This window comes from Bacillus sp. FSL W8-0183, assembly GCF_038006825.1.
Taxonomy (GTDB): Bacteria; Bacillota; Bacilli; order Bacillales; family Bacillaceae; genus Bacillus; species Bacillus altitudinis.
This window is the reverse complement of the sequence record NZ_JBBOVY010000001.1, coordinates 3801524-3815312: the sequence shown is the minus strand read 5'-3', so window position 1 is coordinate 3815312 and position 13789 is coordinate 3801524. Positions and strand designations below refer to the sequence as shown.

The following is a 13789-nucleotide window of genomic DNA, read 5'->3' as shown; positions in this document are numbered from 1 at the left end:
TTGGTGTTTATTTGGAGTGATTCGCTTTAATTTGCGAGTCGATTTGTTTGACCGCATCATCAAATGCCTTTTTCACATCGGTACGGCCAGTCGCAATCAGCCCTAATGCGCTGTCAATCGGCTTCCACACCTCTGCCATCTCTGGATTGTTCGGTGTCAGCGTGGCATATTTCGTTTGCTTTGAAACAGCATCCGCATTAGCATTTTCAGTAATGACTGGGTCTTTCATCAGCTTTTTCACTGGTGGAATTTCCTCTGTTACTTCAAAGCGCTTTTTCGAATTTTTTTCGTTCGTGATAAACTCAACAAATTTCTCGGCAAGTTCTTTATTTTTAGAATAAGAGGAGACGTTGTAGCTCTTTACACCTAAGAACGAGCTCATATGTTTTCCGTTAGGGAGTGTTGGCAGTTCCGTCACGCCATAGTCGATACCCGCTTCTTTATAAGGACCAAATGACCATGGACCAGAAATCACAGCCGCTGCCTTTTTCTCAGTGAATAAGGAATTGAGGACATTGATTCCTTGCTCACCAATGATGCCTTTCGGGAAAAGTCCTTCGCTAAAGAATGTCTGAATGTATTTTCCACCTTCGATGGCACCATCGTTATTAAGACCAATATCATTGACGTCATAAGAACCATCGTTTTTCTGTTTGAAAATATAGCCACCTGAACCGCCTAATACACTTTCTGCGTAATAAATTTCATCCCACTTCGCAACAAAACCGTATTTCCCGTCCTTTGTCAGCTTTTTCGAAAGGTCATACCAGCCATCGAGTGTCGTTGGTGCCTTTTTGACAAGGTCTTTGTTATAGAAAAGCACAGTGGTTTCAACGGATTTTGGCAGGCCATACAGCTTACCATCTATCGTTTGTGATTGAATCGATTCGTCTGTGAAGGAATTGATCACTTTTTCATCTGGTTTGATTTCTTGTAACAATCCCTCTGTGACAGCTGATCCAATTTGGTCGTGAGGCATGGTGATGACATCTGGACCAGTGCCGGCTGCGCCATCAAGACGAAGCGCTTCAATTTGGTCGGCATATGCTTTTTCGACTACTTTGACTTTCACGTCGTTTTGTTTTTCAAATTCTTTGACGGCGTCTTGAATCCCATCAGACTTTTTGACATCCTCCCACACTAGCAAGGTCTTTGTACCTGTAGATGCCGGCTGTGTACCGCTTGAATTGTCATCTCCTGGTCCGCATGCTGACAGCAGCAGCACAGCAGTACCAACGACTGCCGATAATGTCGCCCATTTTCCCTTTTTCATTCGTAATCCCCTCTCGTTCTTTTTTCACAGATGATAAGAAAACGCTTTCTTAATGTGAGAATATCAACTTGAGTAAAAAAAGTAAACACATTTTATTAAATTTATTAAGTAAAATTTTTTACTGAAATAAAGAGAAAAGAAGCCCACCATATACGGCAGGCCTTCCAGCTGTTTATATCGTGCTTTTCCGAAAGACAGGTTCTGAGGCAATCAGCACGGTTTTTGGTAATGTTCTGCCATCAACAAGTCTTTCTAAAAGTAAATCGACAGCTGTTTCGCAAAGTAAAGAGGTATGGATGTGATAAGTTGTGAGCGGTGGTGACACATATTGAGAGACGTGAATATCGTTGATACTAAAGACACTCACTCGATTTGGTAAAGAAAAACCGCGTTCATTTAATGCTTGTAAACAGCCTATCGCAAGAGGATCACTTGCGACACAAAAAGCGGTTGGCAGGTGATCGCCGAGCTCGTCGATCGCCTTCATCATCAATGAATAGCCTTCATCTACAGAGAAGTGGTGACCGATATAGACCAATTGTTCATCCAGTTTATTGTGTGCTGTCATGTACTGGCGGAAGGTCGTTTCACGAATATCTGGAATCCGCCTATTTGTATTGAGATCAAGATCTGTCCCGCCGATAAATCCGATGGATATGTGCTGTTTTTCGATAAAAGAATCGATAATCTTTTCTACAATTCGTTTCAGGTTTGGTTTCACAGAATCAAAGCGGTCTTCATCTGGTGATGTATCAATAAAGACGATATGTTTTGTGATCGCATATAATTGATCAAGCTCAGTTTTTTTAAATCGACCGATGGCGATGATGCCTTCTGTAGAAGGATCAATCGATTGAAGACCATCAGATGGATTGTAAGCGGTAACATTTAAGCTTCTGGTATTGGTGAGTTCCTCAATGCCTAGACGAATGGATTTAAAATAAATATCTTCAAGCTCTTCTTTTTCGGTCATCCAATAGAGAAAGGCAATTTTTTTTAGTGAATGTTTGAATGTCTTTTTTTGATAGGACAAAGCTTCTGCTGCCGCGTATACTCTCTCACGTGTTTGATCCGTAACCGATAGGTTGGGATCTTGGTTCAGTACGCGAGACACGGTGGCGATGGATAATCCGGCTTTTTCCGCAATGTCCTTTATTTTAGCTGCCAAGTCAGCACCTCCTATAGAAAATATCTCCTTTCAGTATAGAGTCTTTAAAAAAATTAGTAAATATTTTTATTAAATTGATTGGTTTAGGCTGTTCTTTACGAGTTGGAAAGGAATTAGTAAGATATATGTATTGAAGATGTAGGATTAAGATTTCTGATAGGAGAGGGACAGATGTATTATGATGCACTGAAGACATTTGTGACAGTGGTAGAAGAGAAAAACTTTACAAAAGCAGCTCAGAAGCTACGGATTTCTCAACCGAGTGTCAGTCTTCACATTAAGAACTTGGAGCAGGAATTTCAGACGGTTCTGCTCAATCGTTCGCCAAAGCAATTAACGGTGACGCCAACTGGGGATATGCTGTACCATCGATCAAAACAAATCATTCGTTTATATGAACAGGCGAAGCAGGATATTTATGAGCATCATCATCTGGCACGAGGGAAGCTCACGATTGGAGCGAGTTTTACCATTGGGGAGTATGTGCTGCCGCAAATTTTGGCGCAATTTCATCAGCTCTATCCGCATGTTGATATTGAAGTAGTCATTGATAATACAGAGGCGATCGCTAGACATGTTCGGTTGTTCCATGTCGACATCGGACTGATTGAAGGACAAACCAATGACAAAGAACTCTCTGTAGAAACGTTCCTAGAGGATGAACTGTATATCGTTGCCCCATTAGACCATCCGTTTGCAAAGAAAAAGGATGTCACCATTGATCAATTACAAAATGAAACATGGATCACAAGAGAAGAAGGATCTGGGACAGGAGAATACTTACAGCACGTCCTGAAATCAAATGGACTGAAAGCGCGGACCTTTGTGACATTTAGCAGCAATCAAGCGATTAAAGAAGCTGTCATTCATGGAATGGGGCTGTCTGTTTTATCTAAATATGTGCTCCAGCGGGGCAGCATTGGCGGGGAATTGGCTGTCATTTCTTTGAGGGGAATGGACTTTAAACGGACATTTTCCTATGTCGAATCCCCGATGACAGGTGGGAATAAAAATAAGGAATTGCTTGTTGAGTTGTTGAGAAAAGAGAAAAAAGACGCTTCTCCGCAGTAGGAGAAACGTCTTTTTTTATAATCCTTTGATGTTGATTTCATCGACTGGGAGGAAAATCTCACCTGTATCTGTGTACTTCATGGTGACTTGATCGCCTTCTTTTAAATAAATAATAAGAGGCTCTTTTTCAGATGACATGGTGTAGTTTTTCCCATCGTCTAGTAAGAAGGTGACGGTTGTATAATCACCGGTCTTTTCCTTATACACCCTCTTCACTTTGCCTGTTGACTCTTTCTTTTCTTGCTTTGATGAACTATTGACGGTACCGCCGCCTTTTTGAAGAGCTGTTTTATAGGCTCTTAGTGCTTCGTTTGGTGTAGAAGCGTATGCGGCGATTTCAGGATTGGCTGCCGAAACAATAAAGTAGTTTTGCAGGAACCCGTTTGAATCGAGAACAGGTGTAAGCCAGCTAGCTTCCCCGTAGAAATTATAAAGAATCGGCATGCGGCCCTTCCATTTCTTCTCGATAAATCGTTTCTCAATAATTTGCAAAGCTCCCTGTGAATCCATGTAGGATTCTTCAAGATTACCCGTATAATACGTGGCTTTTCCTGTTCGGGCATTTGTTAGTGCATACCCGAGCATGGAATCAACGCCCTCTTTTGGACTGGTGAAATCTGTGAAGTAATACATATCCCCTTTTGAATCAAACACCGGACTTACATTGGCTTCCGTTCCCTCGTCTGAAGGCAGCTTCACATCTGATTTTCCAAACATACTGTTCCAGAAACCATGTACATAGTTGCCGAAGTAACTATTCTGCAGACTGACAGCCTCTGGTGACACAGCGCCATCAATAAAGGCTGGTACTTTGTCTAAGGAATATTTCTTCGTTTCACCTGTTTTGGCATCCACAACAACTACACCGGAAGCTTTAAACCCGTTTCGTGCAGAGATGAAATCTCCAAATGTTTGGATGTAATAAGGCTTGCCATCATCATTGATCTCCAGCTGCGTGTCTCCATAGAAAATCAAATCTGGGTACTGAAGACGGATATGCCGCTCAATTTCCTTATTGAAATAGGAAGAAGGCGTATAGACCATCTCGGTTTTCACAAACTTTGGATTGGCAGATGAGTCGGTCGCACTTAGTGTAAAGTAACCCGGTGTGCTGCCAGAACGAATCCATTTAAAGAAATCGGAGAACTCGACGGGAGCGATATACACATACTCTCCATTGACCTTCTGAATTTGCAAGCTGCCAAGCTCGTAGTAACTCGTGTTTGGCACCTGTCCGAACGATTTCTTCATCTTATTGCGAGCAAATTGCGGTGGTACACTCGCAGGTGTTTCTGTCTCATCGAACGCTTTGATTTCGACTTTTTGCTCCATTTTAGACACGTCGAATTTCTCATTTGCATTAAATAGAAAAGCGGTTGCCATATAAACACCGAGCAGCAATAATATGAGAAATAATACGCCCTTGATCTTCCGCTCCAATCCCACTGATAAAAAGGCACCTGCTGCTGTCACAACAAGTCCAATGAGCCACAGTGATGATGGGTTGCGGTCTAAATTGGTGATGTAGTAGAAGCCGAAAATCCCGATGATAAACAGCAGTGCCAGTCCCGCAATCCACATAAGCGGCACCTGTTGTTCAGTCCCTTTCTTTCTAACGATTAACCTGAGTGGTGTGAGCAAAAGGGTCAGGACAAGACCGATCACAACCGAAAATAACAACATATATCCCACAAACAGATCTCCTTTCAAATCAATCACTCTTTTAGTATATACGAGTGAGACGGGGAAAAGATTCACGGGATGGCAGGTTCATTTAAATGCCGATCGAGTCGATGGCGGATTGAACATCTTCTTTCAGCTCAAAAAATGTGAGTCTTTTTTCGATTTTTTCGATTAAGGCGTCAATGGCTTCACCTGACATATGGGTTTGGATGTTCCTTTGATGTTTGTACACGTTAATCAGAAGGTCATCAATCAGATCTACTATTTTTTTGGCTTCTTGGCGATCCTCTGCAAATTCATTTTGAAGTTGATGCCGGATGGCTCTGATCAGCGCTGTTTTCTGTTCTTCTTTGATCTTTGCCTTCAAAGCAGCCAGCTCTGCTGGTGTCATGTCTTCCGTGTTAAAGTTTGCTTGAGAGAAGATGGAGCTAGATGTATGCGTATCTGTGACTCTCTGCAAAAAACGATCTGCGTCTGTTGGTTGTTTCTTTGAAAATTCCATTTGTCGTACTCCTTAAGAAATTCCCATATTCTTGGCAAGGGTTGTATCTGCATCGTGGTATTGTTTTCCTAGCTGGCTCATATCATCTGATATTGAGTCCATCCACCGTTTCATATCCATCGCATGATCAATCGCGGCATCATACTTTTTGACCGAATAGAACTCATTTTCAAGACCCTCTGTTTTTAAGTGGCGAATCACAGCATCCACATCTGAAGCCGTCAGCTGGTCATACGAACCAAAACCGACAATTTGTTTGTATCTTGAACGAACGCGTTCCACCGATTGATCCACTTTGTCATCGAGTTTCTCAATTTTGCGAATGATTTGCTGCATATGGTGCTCGGCATATGTAGAGAATTTACGACCTGTGTTCATGAGAACATGCGACTTGATTAAAATCGCTACCACACTTTGCGGATGAACATTTGATTGACTCAATTGATGTAACATGGCGGCAGTGAGAGAAGGGTTTTTTCTCAACATATCATCAATGGTTTGAACGGAGCCATCTGACGAAAAGGAATACCGGTCTAAGCCATGGCTGCCGGCGAGGGCTTCAAGAAATAAATTCGCATCAAGTGAAGGATTCACACTCATTGCCCGATTGAGGAGATTTTTCATAAATTGGACGGCCTTTGAGGAGTCCTCAGTGTAATCGACGCCTTCAGGTAAAGCGGCATCATACATCACTTTCACACGACCGATTTCTGTCGTATGACGATTTAAGAGAGAAAGCCCGTCATTGAGATTGATATATTCTGTTAATCTACTACGGTAATCACCTTTTAATGCTTTGGCTTGCAGACCATCCGATAGATTTGGGTAAATATTCGGATTCTCAAAGGTGACCCCGCCTTGAATAAAATCATTTTTGACAAGAACATAAGAAGCATTTGACCCGCCAAGTGAATGCCCTGTCACATACATCTTCGCATTCGGCATTTTCTTATGGATCTCTTTCGCATACCGGTCCGCTTGCACCATTTGATTCTCTGCGCCGTGTTCAAAGGGGATATTTTTAATCAAATACTTCGTATCTGAAATCAACCAATCTTGTACAATCTCATTTGTATAGGTCGTTGTCCCTGTCGTCACTTTCGTCGTGACTTCCTTTGACGTCTCTGACTGGCTAAAAGGAGGCAGCTTTGTCAAAATGGTAGAAAGAAGATCATCTGACTCTTTTTTTCCATGTTTTTTAATGGTATCTTTATATTGGCCTGCCCCAATCGGTTCTGACCCGCGGTAGGCGATGACGGCGTTTTTGATTTTTGTGAGGTCTTTTCCTTTGTTTGAGTTACGATAATCTTCTCTCGAGACAAGGGTTAGTGCATTAAGGCCTTTTTTGGTTTCTATATGGTCGACGACATACATGGTTTTACCGCTTTTTAAGCGTATATCTTTCTGGTGGGCATAATTGGCAATATCATAAGACTCTGACGATATATCATTATAATCTTTATCGCTAAGTTGATTAATTGAGCTTTTTGTGGTCAATTTTTACACTCCTGTAATATTTATCATATATATTATATTATAGAAAGATATAAATATCTATAATAATTGTAGTATTTAAGTAATATCTAAAGAAGAATATTATAACTTTTAAGAGGTGGAAGATATTTCATATGGGAAATAAAATTTCGATTATAATTGTCTTGATAATTATTACTATCATTTCAGTTACACTGATTCTTTTAAATGGTAAGCAATCTCAAACAAATGAATCTGGAGGAAAGGCTATCTTGGAAGAAAAAGAGAAAAATGAACAACAGAAGGCAGAAGAGTTCGCAGAGGAAATGAAGCCGAATATAGAAAAGCGTTTACGTAAAATGGATATTCATAATTTTATCGAAACCATATCTTTTAAAAAGGGAGTAACCATTAATCCAATGGGATATATAAGAATTAGAGGATACGTGAATGGTGAACCAGAAAGATTTGAGTTCTCTGCATCATTAGAATATAGATCTAAAGAGGTGGGTTCTATGAGCATTTCATCTGATTTATCAGACCGTTTCGAGAACTGGGATGATTTTGATCCGCAAGTGAAAGAAGATTTTTTGAATAGTCTCTCTAAAAAGGAACGTGAACAGTATCTAAAGGACATTGGAGAAAAAGAGTAAAACAGGTACATGCCTACCTGTTTTTATTTTGTCAATTTCATTAGTCGATGGATTAAAAATCCATTAAGGAGTTTTGCTTTTTATGAGAAATACAATGAAATTTTCTATTATAATTGTGGCCGTCATCATCTCAGTAACTGTTTTTATTGTAGAGTACATTAATAAGAGTCTGTCAGATGAAGTAGTGGAAGAGAAAAGCGATCAGGAAAAAGCAGAAGATTTTGCAAAGAAGATGAAACCTAAGGTTGAAGAGCACTTACACAAAAGAGATATTCATCACTTTATCAAAACCATAACGTTTGAAAAAGAATTGACCATCAATCCTATGGGGGATATTATAATCGATGGCTATATAAATAATGAACCGGAGAAGTTCGGATTTTCAGCTTCTTTACAATATAGAGCTAAAAAAATAGGTTCAATGAGTTATGATCCTGAGTTGTCATATCGTTTTAAAGATTGGGACAAATTTAAAGATGAACCAGAATTAAAGGAAAACTATCTTAAACGACTCTCTGAAAAAGAACGAGAGCAATATCTAAAGGATATTGGAGAAAAAGAGTGAACAGGTGTCTACCTACCTGTTTTATTTTTTTAGTATCATTAATTAAGAAGTTTTGATTGTAAGGAGTGTTGCGTTGTATGAAAAACACAATAAAACTTGTATCTGTTTTGGTCGTTATCATCATTGTTTCAGTGACTTCGTTAATCACTCAGCACAATAAGCAAAGTAAATCAAATGATGTGGTAAAAGAAAAGAGCGATCAAGAAAAAGCAGAAGAGCTCGCAGAAAAAATGAAGCCTAAAATAGAAGAATGTTTACGCAAAGAAGACATCCATCACTTTATTAAGACCATAACGTTTAAGAAGAGAGTAACTATTGATCCAATGGGCTACATCGTAATTAGAGGATATATAAATGATGAGCCAGAAAAGTACGAGTTCTCCGCTTCATTAAAGTATAGAACAAAAGAAATCGGTTCAATGAGTTATTCATACGAGTTATCAATTCGTTTTAGGGACTGGGAAAAATATAAAGATGAACCGGAATTAAAAGAGAATTTTTTAAAAAATCTCTCTAAAAAAGAACGCGAACAATATCTGAAAGACATTGGAGAAAAAGAGTAGAACAGGTACTAGCCGACCTGTTTTTTATTTTTCATTATTAAGAAGGTGGAAAAGGTAGACATGAAAAACACAATAAAGCTTTTATCTGTATTGTTTGTAGTCATCCTTGTCGCAGTGACTTCGTTAATCGTTCAGGTTAACAAGCATATTCAATCTAATAATGCGGTCAAGGAAAAGAGTGATCAAGCAAAAGCAGAAGAACTTGCAGAGAAGATGAAACCCAAGATTGAAGAGCACTTACACAAAAGAGATATTCATAACTTTATCAAAACCATCACGTTTGAAAAAGATGTGACCATTAACCCAATGGGAGATATTACGATTGATGGTTATGTAAATGATGAACCGGAAAAGTACGGTTTCTCAGCTTCTTTACAATATAGAGCTAAAAAAATCGGTTCAATGAGTTATGACCCTGAATTATCAGACCGCTTTATAGATTGGGAAGAATATAAAGATGAGCCGGAAGTGAAAGAAAATTACCTTAAAAGTTTTACTAAGGAGGAACGTGATCAGTATCTGAGAGACATTGGAGAAAAAGAGTAAAACAGGTACTAGCCGACCTGTTTATGTTTTGTCAAATTCAATAGTCAGCTGATTAAAGCTCATGAAGGAGTTTTGCTTTTTATGAAAAATATCATGAAATTTTCTATCATAATTGTGGTTGCCGTCATCTCCGTAACTGTGTTTGTTGTAGAGTACATTCATCAGAGTTTTTCAGATGAAGTAGTGCAAGAGAAAAGCAATCAAGAAAAGGCCGAAGAATTCGCAGAAAAGATGAAACCAAAAATTGAAGAATATTTACATGAAAAAGATATTCACAATTTTATTAAAACCATCACATTTAAAAAAAATGTATCTATAAGCCCTATGGGTTATGTCACAGTTGATGGATATATAAATAACGATGCAGAAAAATATCATTTTTCTGCATCATTAATATACAAATCTAATGAAATAGGTTCGATGAGTCATTCTCCTGATTTATCATATCGCTTTAAAGACTGGGATAAATATAAAGATGAGCCTGAAATAAAGGAAAACTATCTTAAACGACTCTCTGAAAAAGAACGTGAACAGTATCTTAAGGATATTGGGGATAAATAACAAAAAGTTAATGAATTACCTTTTTTATTTTTCATTATTAAGAAGGAGGCAACGGTAGACATGAAAAACACAATAAAACTTGTATCTGTTTTGGTCGTTATCATCATTGTTTCAGTGACTTCGTTAATCACTCAGCACAATAAGCAAAGTAAATCAAATGATGTGGTAAAAGAAAAGAGCGATCAAGAAAAAGCAGAAGAGCTCGCAGAAAAAATGAAGCCTAAAATAGAAGAATGTTTACGCAAAGAAGACATCCATCACTTTATTAAGACCATAACGTTTAAGAAGAGAGTAACTATTGATCCAATGGGCTACATCGTAATTAGAGGATATATAAATGGTGAACCGGAGAAGTACGAGTTCTCCGCTTCATTAAAGTATAGAACAAAAGAAATCGGTTCAATGAGTTATTCAGCAGAACTAGGTGATCGTTTTGAGAACTGGGATGATTTTGATCCTCAAGTGAAAGAAGACTATCTAAATAGTTTATCTAAAAAAGAACGCGAACAATATTTGAAAGACATTGGAGAAAAAGAGTAGAACAGGTACTACCCTATCTGTTTTTATTTTGTCAAATTCATTGGTAGACTGATTATAAGTATATTAAGGAGTTTTTGCTTTTCATGAGAAATACATTGAAATTTTCTATCATAATTGTGGTCGCCGTCATCTCCGTAACTGTGTTTGTTGTAAAGTATATTCATCAGAGTTTTTCAGATGAAGTAGTGCAAGAGAAAAGTGATCAAGAAAAGGCTGAAGAATTCGCAGAAAAGATGAAACCAAAAATTGAAGAACGTTTACATGAAGAAGATATTCACAATTTTATCAGAACCATAACGTTTGATAAGGGAGTGAACGTTAATCCAATGGGTTATATAATAATTAGAGGGTATATTAATGGTAACTCAGAAAAGTATGACTTCTCTGCATCATTAGAATATCGATCTAAGGAAGTAGGTACCATGACTTTTTCTCCTGAATTATCTTATCGATTTAAAGACTGGGATAAATTCAAAGATGAACCTCAACTAAAGGAAAACTATCTTAAAAGACTCTCTGAAAAAGAACGTGAACAGTATCTTAAAGATATTGGAGAAAAATAATAAAATAGGTAATCACCTACCTGTTTTTTTATTTTTCATTATTAAGAAGGTGGCAACGGTAGACATGAAAAACACAATAAAACTTGTATCTGTTTTGGTCGTTATCATCATTGTTTCAGTGACTTCGTTAATCACTCAGCACAATAAGCAAAGTAAATCAAATGATGTGGTAAAAGAAAAGAGCGATCAAGAAAAAGCAGAAGAGCTCGCAGAAAAAATGAAGCCTAAAATAGAAGAATGTTTACGCAAAGAAGACATCCATCACTTTATTAAGACCATAACGTTTAAGAAGAGAGTAACTATTGATCCAATGGGCTACATCGTAATTAGAGGATATATAAATGATGAGCCGGAGAAGTATGGTTTCTCAGCTTCTTTACAATATAGAGCTAAAAAGATCGGTTCAATGAGTTATGACCCTGAATTATCAGACCGCTTTATAGATTGGGAAGAATATAAAGATGAGCCGGAAGTGAAAGAAAATTATCTTAAAAGTTTTACTAAGGAGGAACGTGAACAGTATCTGAGAGACATTGGAGAAAAAGAGTGAAAAATATCCGTTAGCCGTATGTTCTTTAACAAACGATGACCAAAGTAATATGCTATCATTCCCCTAACAACAATTACAAACAAGGGAGAGCTTTCAAACATGGCAAATAAAAAGAAATTGATCTTGGATGTAGACACTGGAATTGATGATGCGATTGGTATTTTGCTTGCAGTGAAAAGTAAGCGGTTTGATATGTTGGGGATCACAACGGTGTGCGGGAATGTGTCTGTTGAAGCGGCGACGTTGAATACGTGTAAAGTGCTTGAGTTGGTTGAGGCAGAGGAAATCCCTGTCATCAAAGGTGCAGTAACGCCTCTTTTGAGAGCCCCTCATTATGAACATCGGGTGCATGGGGAGGATGGAATTGGCGGCGCTTTAAAAGATGTCGAGCCTAAGAAGACCGCAGATGAAGGTTTTGCGCCTGATTTTATCATTGACCAAGTGCTGAAGTATTCGAAGCAGGTTACGCTTGTGTTGACAGGACCGTTAACGAATTTAGCCCTTGCGGTAAAAAAATGCCCTGAGCTGATTCATCACGTGAAAGAAGTCATTTTTATGGGGGGTGTCGTGCAGGGACAGGGGAATGTCACACCGGTTGCGGAATTTAATACATATGCAGATCCAGAAGCGGCGAAATTGGTGCTGGAGGCTGGTTTCCCTTCATTGACTCAAGTAGGGCTGGATGTCACGAGACAGGTCTTGTTAACGGATGAGAGAATTAATACCATTCAAAATGAAACGTTAGCTAGTTATATCAGAGAGAGCACAAGCATTTACCGCCAGCGCTATTTTGAGCGGAATGGGATGTGGGCATGTGCCATGCATGATCCGCTTGCTGTAAGTCTTGCAATTGATAAACAACTTGTGAATACACAGGTTTTTCATGTAGAAGTGGAGACGAAGAGTGAGTTCTGCGATGGTCAAATGATATGTGATTTTCAGCATCAATGGGGAAAAGATCGCAATCTTCAAGTGTGTATGGATGTAGATGCTGAAGGGTTTTTTGATTTAATGATCAAAGTCTTGAATTCTTAAAAAAGAAGTCTGTGCAAACAGGCTTCTTTTTTATAAGATGGGAACATGAGGAAATGTATGCGCTCACATAAATGAGGAAGGAGTGAAGTCAATTGGCTTCTGTCAGTTTAAGTAGTATGGATAAGATAAGGGCAGCAAGCAGAGGATTGCCGCCAAAACTGAAAGCAATTGCTGAGCACATTACGAGTGAGCCCCGCGACATCATCCATTTGTCAATTGTCGAGCTTGCCAAAAAGACAGCGAGCTCAGAGGCAACGATTTTTCGTCTTTGTAAAAGGCTTGGATTTGAGGGGTATCAAGATTTGAAGATTGCTATTGCCCAGGAAATAGACCAAACGAAGCCTGATTATGTAGATGAAGAGATGAGTCTTGACGATGATACTACCGTTTTTATGCAAAAGGTATTTCAGGCGAACATCACTGCATTAAAGGATAGTTTTCAATTGTTGAATCCAGAAGATGTAGAAAAAGCCGTACAATTAATCCATGAAGCAGAGCGCTTAGAGTTTTATGGCAGTGGTGGGTCTGGACTCATCGCCACAGATGCTTTTCACAAATTTATGAGAACAGGCATCAACTGTATTGTTCATACAGATTCTCACTTTCAAGCGATGTCGGCAGGTCTGCTTGATCAAAAGAGCACAGTGCTTGGTATATCTCATTCTGGTCGAAATAAGGATTTACTGGATGCGATGAAAACAGCTAAGGAAAAAGGAGCGAAAACCATTGGCATTACAAGCTATCAGCGTTCTCCATTGAGTCAGCTTGCAGATGTCACGCTGTATACATCAACGCAAGAAACGGCTTTCCGAACGGAAGCGATGTCTGCTAGGCTTGCCCAGCTTACTGTGATTGATGTGCTATATTTTGCGCTTGCACATTTAAGGCAGCAGGAAACATTAACAAACTTAAAGCAAATGAGAGAAACCATTTCTCAAAAAAGAGTGTAATGGTTTCAAAAATAAATTTTTCTATTAGTGAAAAATGCTGTTGTGGTAACGATTCTAAGGTTTTAAATGAAAATTATTTTCTTTTTGGTCGTT

At 38.7% G+C, this 13789-nt stretch carries 16 protein-coding genes; 11 read left to right on the top strand and 5 right to left on the bottom strand.

Annotation, left to right across the window (positions count from 1 at the left end):
* Positions 1–7: 7 nt before the first annotated feature.
* Positions 8–1273 carry an extracellular solute-binding protein gene (locus tag NSQ64_RS20110; RefSeq protein WP_035390016.1) on the bottom strand — a complete coding sequence of 422 codons (1266 nt, stop codon included), beginning with the start codon at positions 1271–1273 and terminating at the stop codon, positions 8–10.
* Between the two features lie 172 nt (positions 1274–1445).
* A complete protein-coding gene (locus NSQ64_RS20105; RefSeq protein WP_341018028.1) occupies positions 1446–2441 on the bottom strand; it encodes a LacI family DNA-binding transcriptional regulator in 996 nt (331 codons plus the stop codon).
* 171 nt (positions 2442–2612) lie between these two features.
* Here NSQ64_RS20105 and NSQ64_RS20100 point away from each other — a divergent pair, with 171 nt between their 5' ends.
* Positions 2613–3512: a LysR family transcriptional regulator gene (locus NSQ64_RS20100; protein ID WP_341018025.1), complete on the top strand. Its 900-nt coding sequence runs from the start codon at positions 2613–2615 to the stop codon at positions 3510–3512.
* Positions 3513–3527: 15 nt separating this feature from the next.
* Here NSQ64_RS20100 and NSQ64_RS20095 read toward each other — a convergent pair whose 3' ends face one another.
* From NSQ64_RS20095 to NSQ64_RS20085, 3 genes are all read right to left on the bottom strand, one after another.
* A complete protein-coding gene (locus NSQ64_RS20095) occupies positions 3528–5204 on the bottom strand; it encodes a hypothetical protein (RefSeq protein ID WP_008347341.1) in 1677 nt (558 codons plus the stop codon).
* Positions 5205–5286: 82 nt separating this feature from the next.
* Positions 5287–5697: a hypothetical protein gene (locus NSQ64_RS20090; protein ID WP_024720438.1), complete on the bottom strand. Its 411-nt coding sequence runs from the start codon at positions 5695–5697 to the stop codon at positions 5287–5289.
* 12 nt (positions 5698–5709) lie between these two features.
* The gene (locus tag NSQ64_RS20085; protein ID WP_341018023.1) at positions 5710–7194 is read right to left on the bottom strand and encodes a lipase family protein; all 1485 of its coding nucleotides are present in this window, start codon (positions 7192–7194) and stop codon (positions 5710–5712) included.
* Between the two features lie 131 nt (positions 7195–7325).
* Here NSQ64_RS20085 and NSQ64_RS20080 point away from each other — a divergent pair, with 131 nt between their 5' ends.
* From NSQ64_RS20080 to NSQ64_RS20035, 10 genes are all read left to right on the top strand, one after another.
* Positions 7326–7823: a DUF1433 domain-containing protein gene (locus NSQ64_RS20080; RefSeq protein ID WP_171465942.1), complete on the top strand. Its 498-nt coding sequence runs from the start codon at positions 7326–7328 to the stop codon at positions 7821–7823.
* 82 nt (positions 7824–7905) lie between these two features.
* Positions 7906–8388: a DUF1433 domain-containing protein gene (locus tag NSQ64_RS20075; RefSeq protein ID WP_171465941.1), complete on the top strand. Its 483-nt coding sequence runs from the start codon at positions 7906–7908 to the stop codon at positions 8386–8388.
* Positions 8389–8465: 77 nt separating this feature from the next.
* Positions 8466–8951 (top strand): DUF1433 domain-containing protein, encoded by a 486-nt coding sequence (locus NSQ64_RS20070; protein WP_341018020.1) that lies wholly within the window; start codon positions 8466–8468, stop codon positions 8949–8951.
* A 60-nt stretch (positions 8952–9011) separates the two neighbouring features.
* A complete protein-coding gene (locus NSQ64_RS20065) occupies positions 9012–9497 on the top strand; it encodes a DUF1433 domain-containing protein (RefSeq protein ID WP_171465940.1) in 486 nt (161 codons plus the stop codon).
* Positions 9498–9578: 81 nt separating this feature from the next.
* Complete coding sequence (locus tag NSQ64_RS20060) at positions 9579–10058, top strand: DUF1433 domain-containing protein (protein ID WP_171465939.1); 480 nt, start codon at positions 9579–9581, stop codon at positions 10056–10058.
* A gap of 60 nt (positions 10059–10118) precedes the next feature.
* A complete protein-coding gene (locus tag NSQ64_RS20055; RefSeq protein ID WP_268381792.1) occupies positions 10119–10598 on the top strand; it encodes a DUF1433 domain-containing protein in 480 nt (159 codons plus the stop codon).
* Positions 10599–10681: 83 nt separating this feature from the next.
* On the top strand, positions 10682–11161 hold the full coding sequence (locus NSQ64_RS20050; RefSeq protein ID WP_171465935.1) for a DUF1433 domain-containing protein: 480 nt from the start codon (positions 10682–10684) through the stop codon (positions 11159–11161).
* Between the two features lie 64 nt (positions 11162–11225).
* A complete protein-coding gene (locus tag NSQ64_RS20045; RefSeq protein WP_265154187.1) occupies positions 11226–11711 on the top strand; it encodes a DUF1433 domain-containing protein in 486 nt (161 codons plus the stop codon).
* Between the two features lie 99 nt (positions 11712–11810).
* On the top strand, positions 11811–12746 hold the full coding sequence (locus NSQ64_RS20040; protein ID WP_327878542.1) for a nucleoside hydrolase: 936 nt from the start codon (positions 11811–11813) through the stop codon (positions 12744–12746).
* A gap of 116 nt (positions 12747–12862) precedes the next feature.
* Positions 12863–13696, top strand: a complete 834-nt coding sequence (locus tag NSQ64_RS20035; RefSeq protein WP_341018377.1) for a MurR/RpiR family transcriptional regulator — start codon at positions 12863–12865, stop codon at positions 13694–13696.
* Positions 13697–13789 lie beyond the last annotated feature (93 nt).

What these genes read in the sequence shown, in the direction of transcription:
- NSQ64_RS20065 (WP_171465940.1), top strand. Translation starts at nt 9,012, where the DNA reads ATGAAAAACACAATAAAGCTTTTATCTGTATTGTTTGTAGTCATCCTT.
- NSQ64_RS20055 (WP_268381792.1), top strand. Translation starts at nt 10,119, where the DNA reads ATGAAAAACACAATAAAACTTGTATCTGTTTTGGTCGTTATCATCATT.
- NSQ64_RS20080 (WP_171465942.1), top strand. Translation starts at nt 7,326, where the DNA reads ATGGGAAATAAAATTTCGATTATAATTGTCTTGATAATTATTACTATC.
- NSQ64_RS20110 (WP_035390016.1), bottom strand. Translation starts at nt 1,273, where the DNA reads ATGAAAAAGGGAAAATGGGCGACATTATCGGCAGTCGTTGGTACTGCT.
- NSQ64_RS20100 (WP_341018025.1), top strand. Translation starts at nt 2,613, where the DNA reads ATGTATTATGATGCACTGAAGACATTTGTGACAGTGGTAGAAGAGAAA.
- NSQ64_RS20070 (WP_341018020.1), top strand. Translation starts at nt 8,466, where the DNA reads ATGAAAAACACAATAAAACTTGTATCTGTTTTGGTCGTTATCATCATT.
- NSQ64_RS20050 (WP_171465935.1), top strand. Translation starts at nt 10,682, where the DNA reads ATGAGAAATACATTGAAATTTTCTATCATAATTGTGGTCGCCGTCATC.
- NSQ64_RS20075 (WP_171465941.1), top strand. Translation starts at nt 7,906, where the DNA reads ATGAGAAATACAATGAAATTTTCTATTATAATTGTGGCCGTCATCATC.
- NSQ64_RS20040 (WP_327878542.1), top strand. Translation starts at nt 11,811, where the DNA reads ATGGCAAATAAAAAGAAATTGATCTTGGATGTAGACACTGGAATTGAT.
- NSQ64_RS20035 (WP_341018377.1), top strand. Translation starts at nt 12,863, where the DNA reads ATGGATAAGATAAGGGCAGCAAGCAGAGGATTGCCGCCAAAACTGAAA.
- NSQ64_RS20060 (WP_171465939.1), top strand. Translation starts at nt 9,579, where the DNA reads ATGAAAAATATCATGAAATTTTCTATCATAATTGTGGTTGCCGTCATC.
- NSQ64_RS20090 (WP_024720438.1), bottom strand. Translation starts at nt 5,697, where the DNA reads ATGGAATTTTCAAAGAAACAACCAACAGACGCAGATCGTTTTTTGCAG.
- NSQ64_RS20045 (WP_265154187.1), top strand. Translation starts at nt 11,226, where the DNA reads ATGAAAAACACAATAAAACTTGTATCTGTTTTGGTCGTTATCATCATT.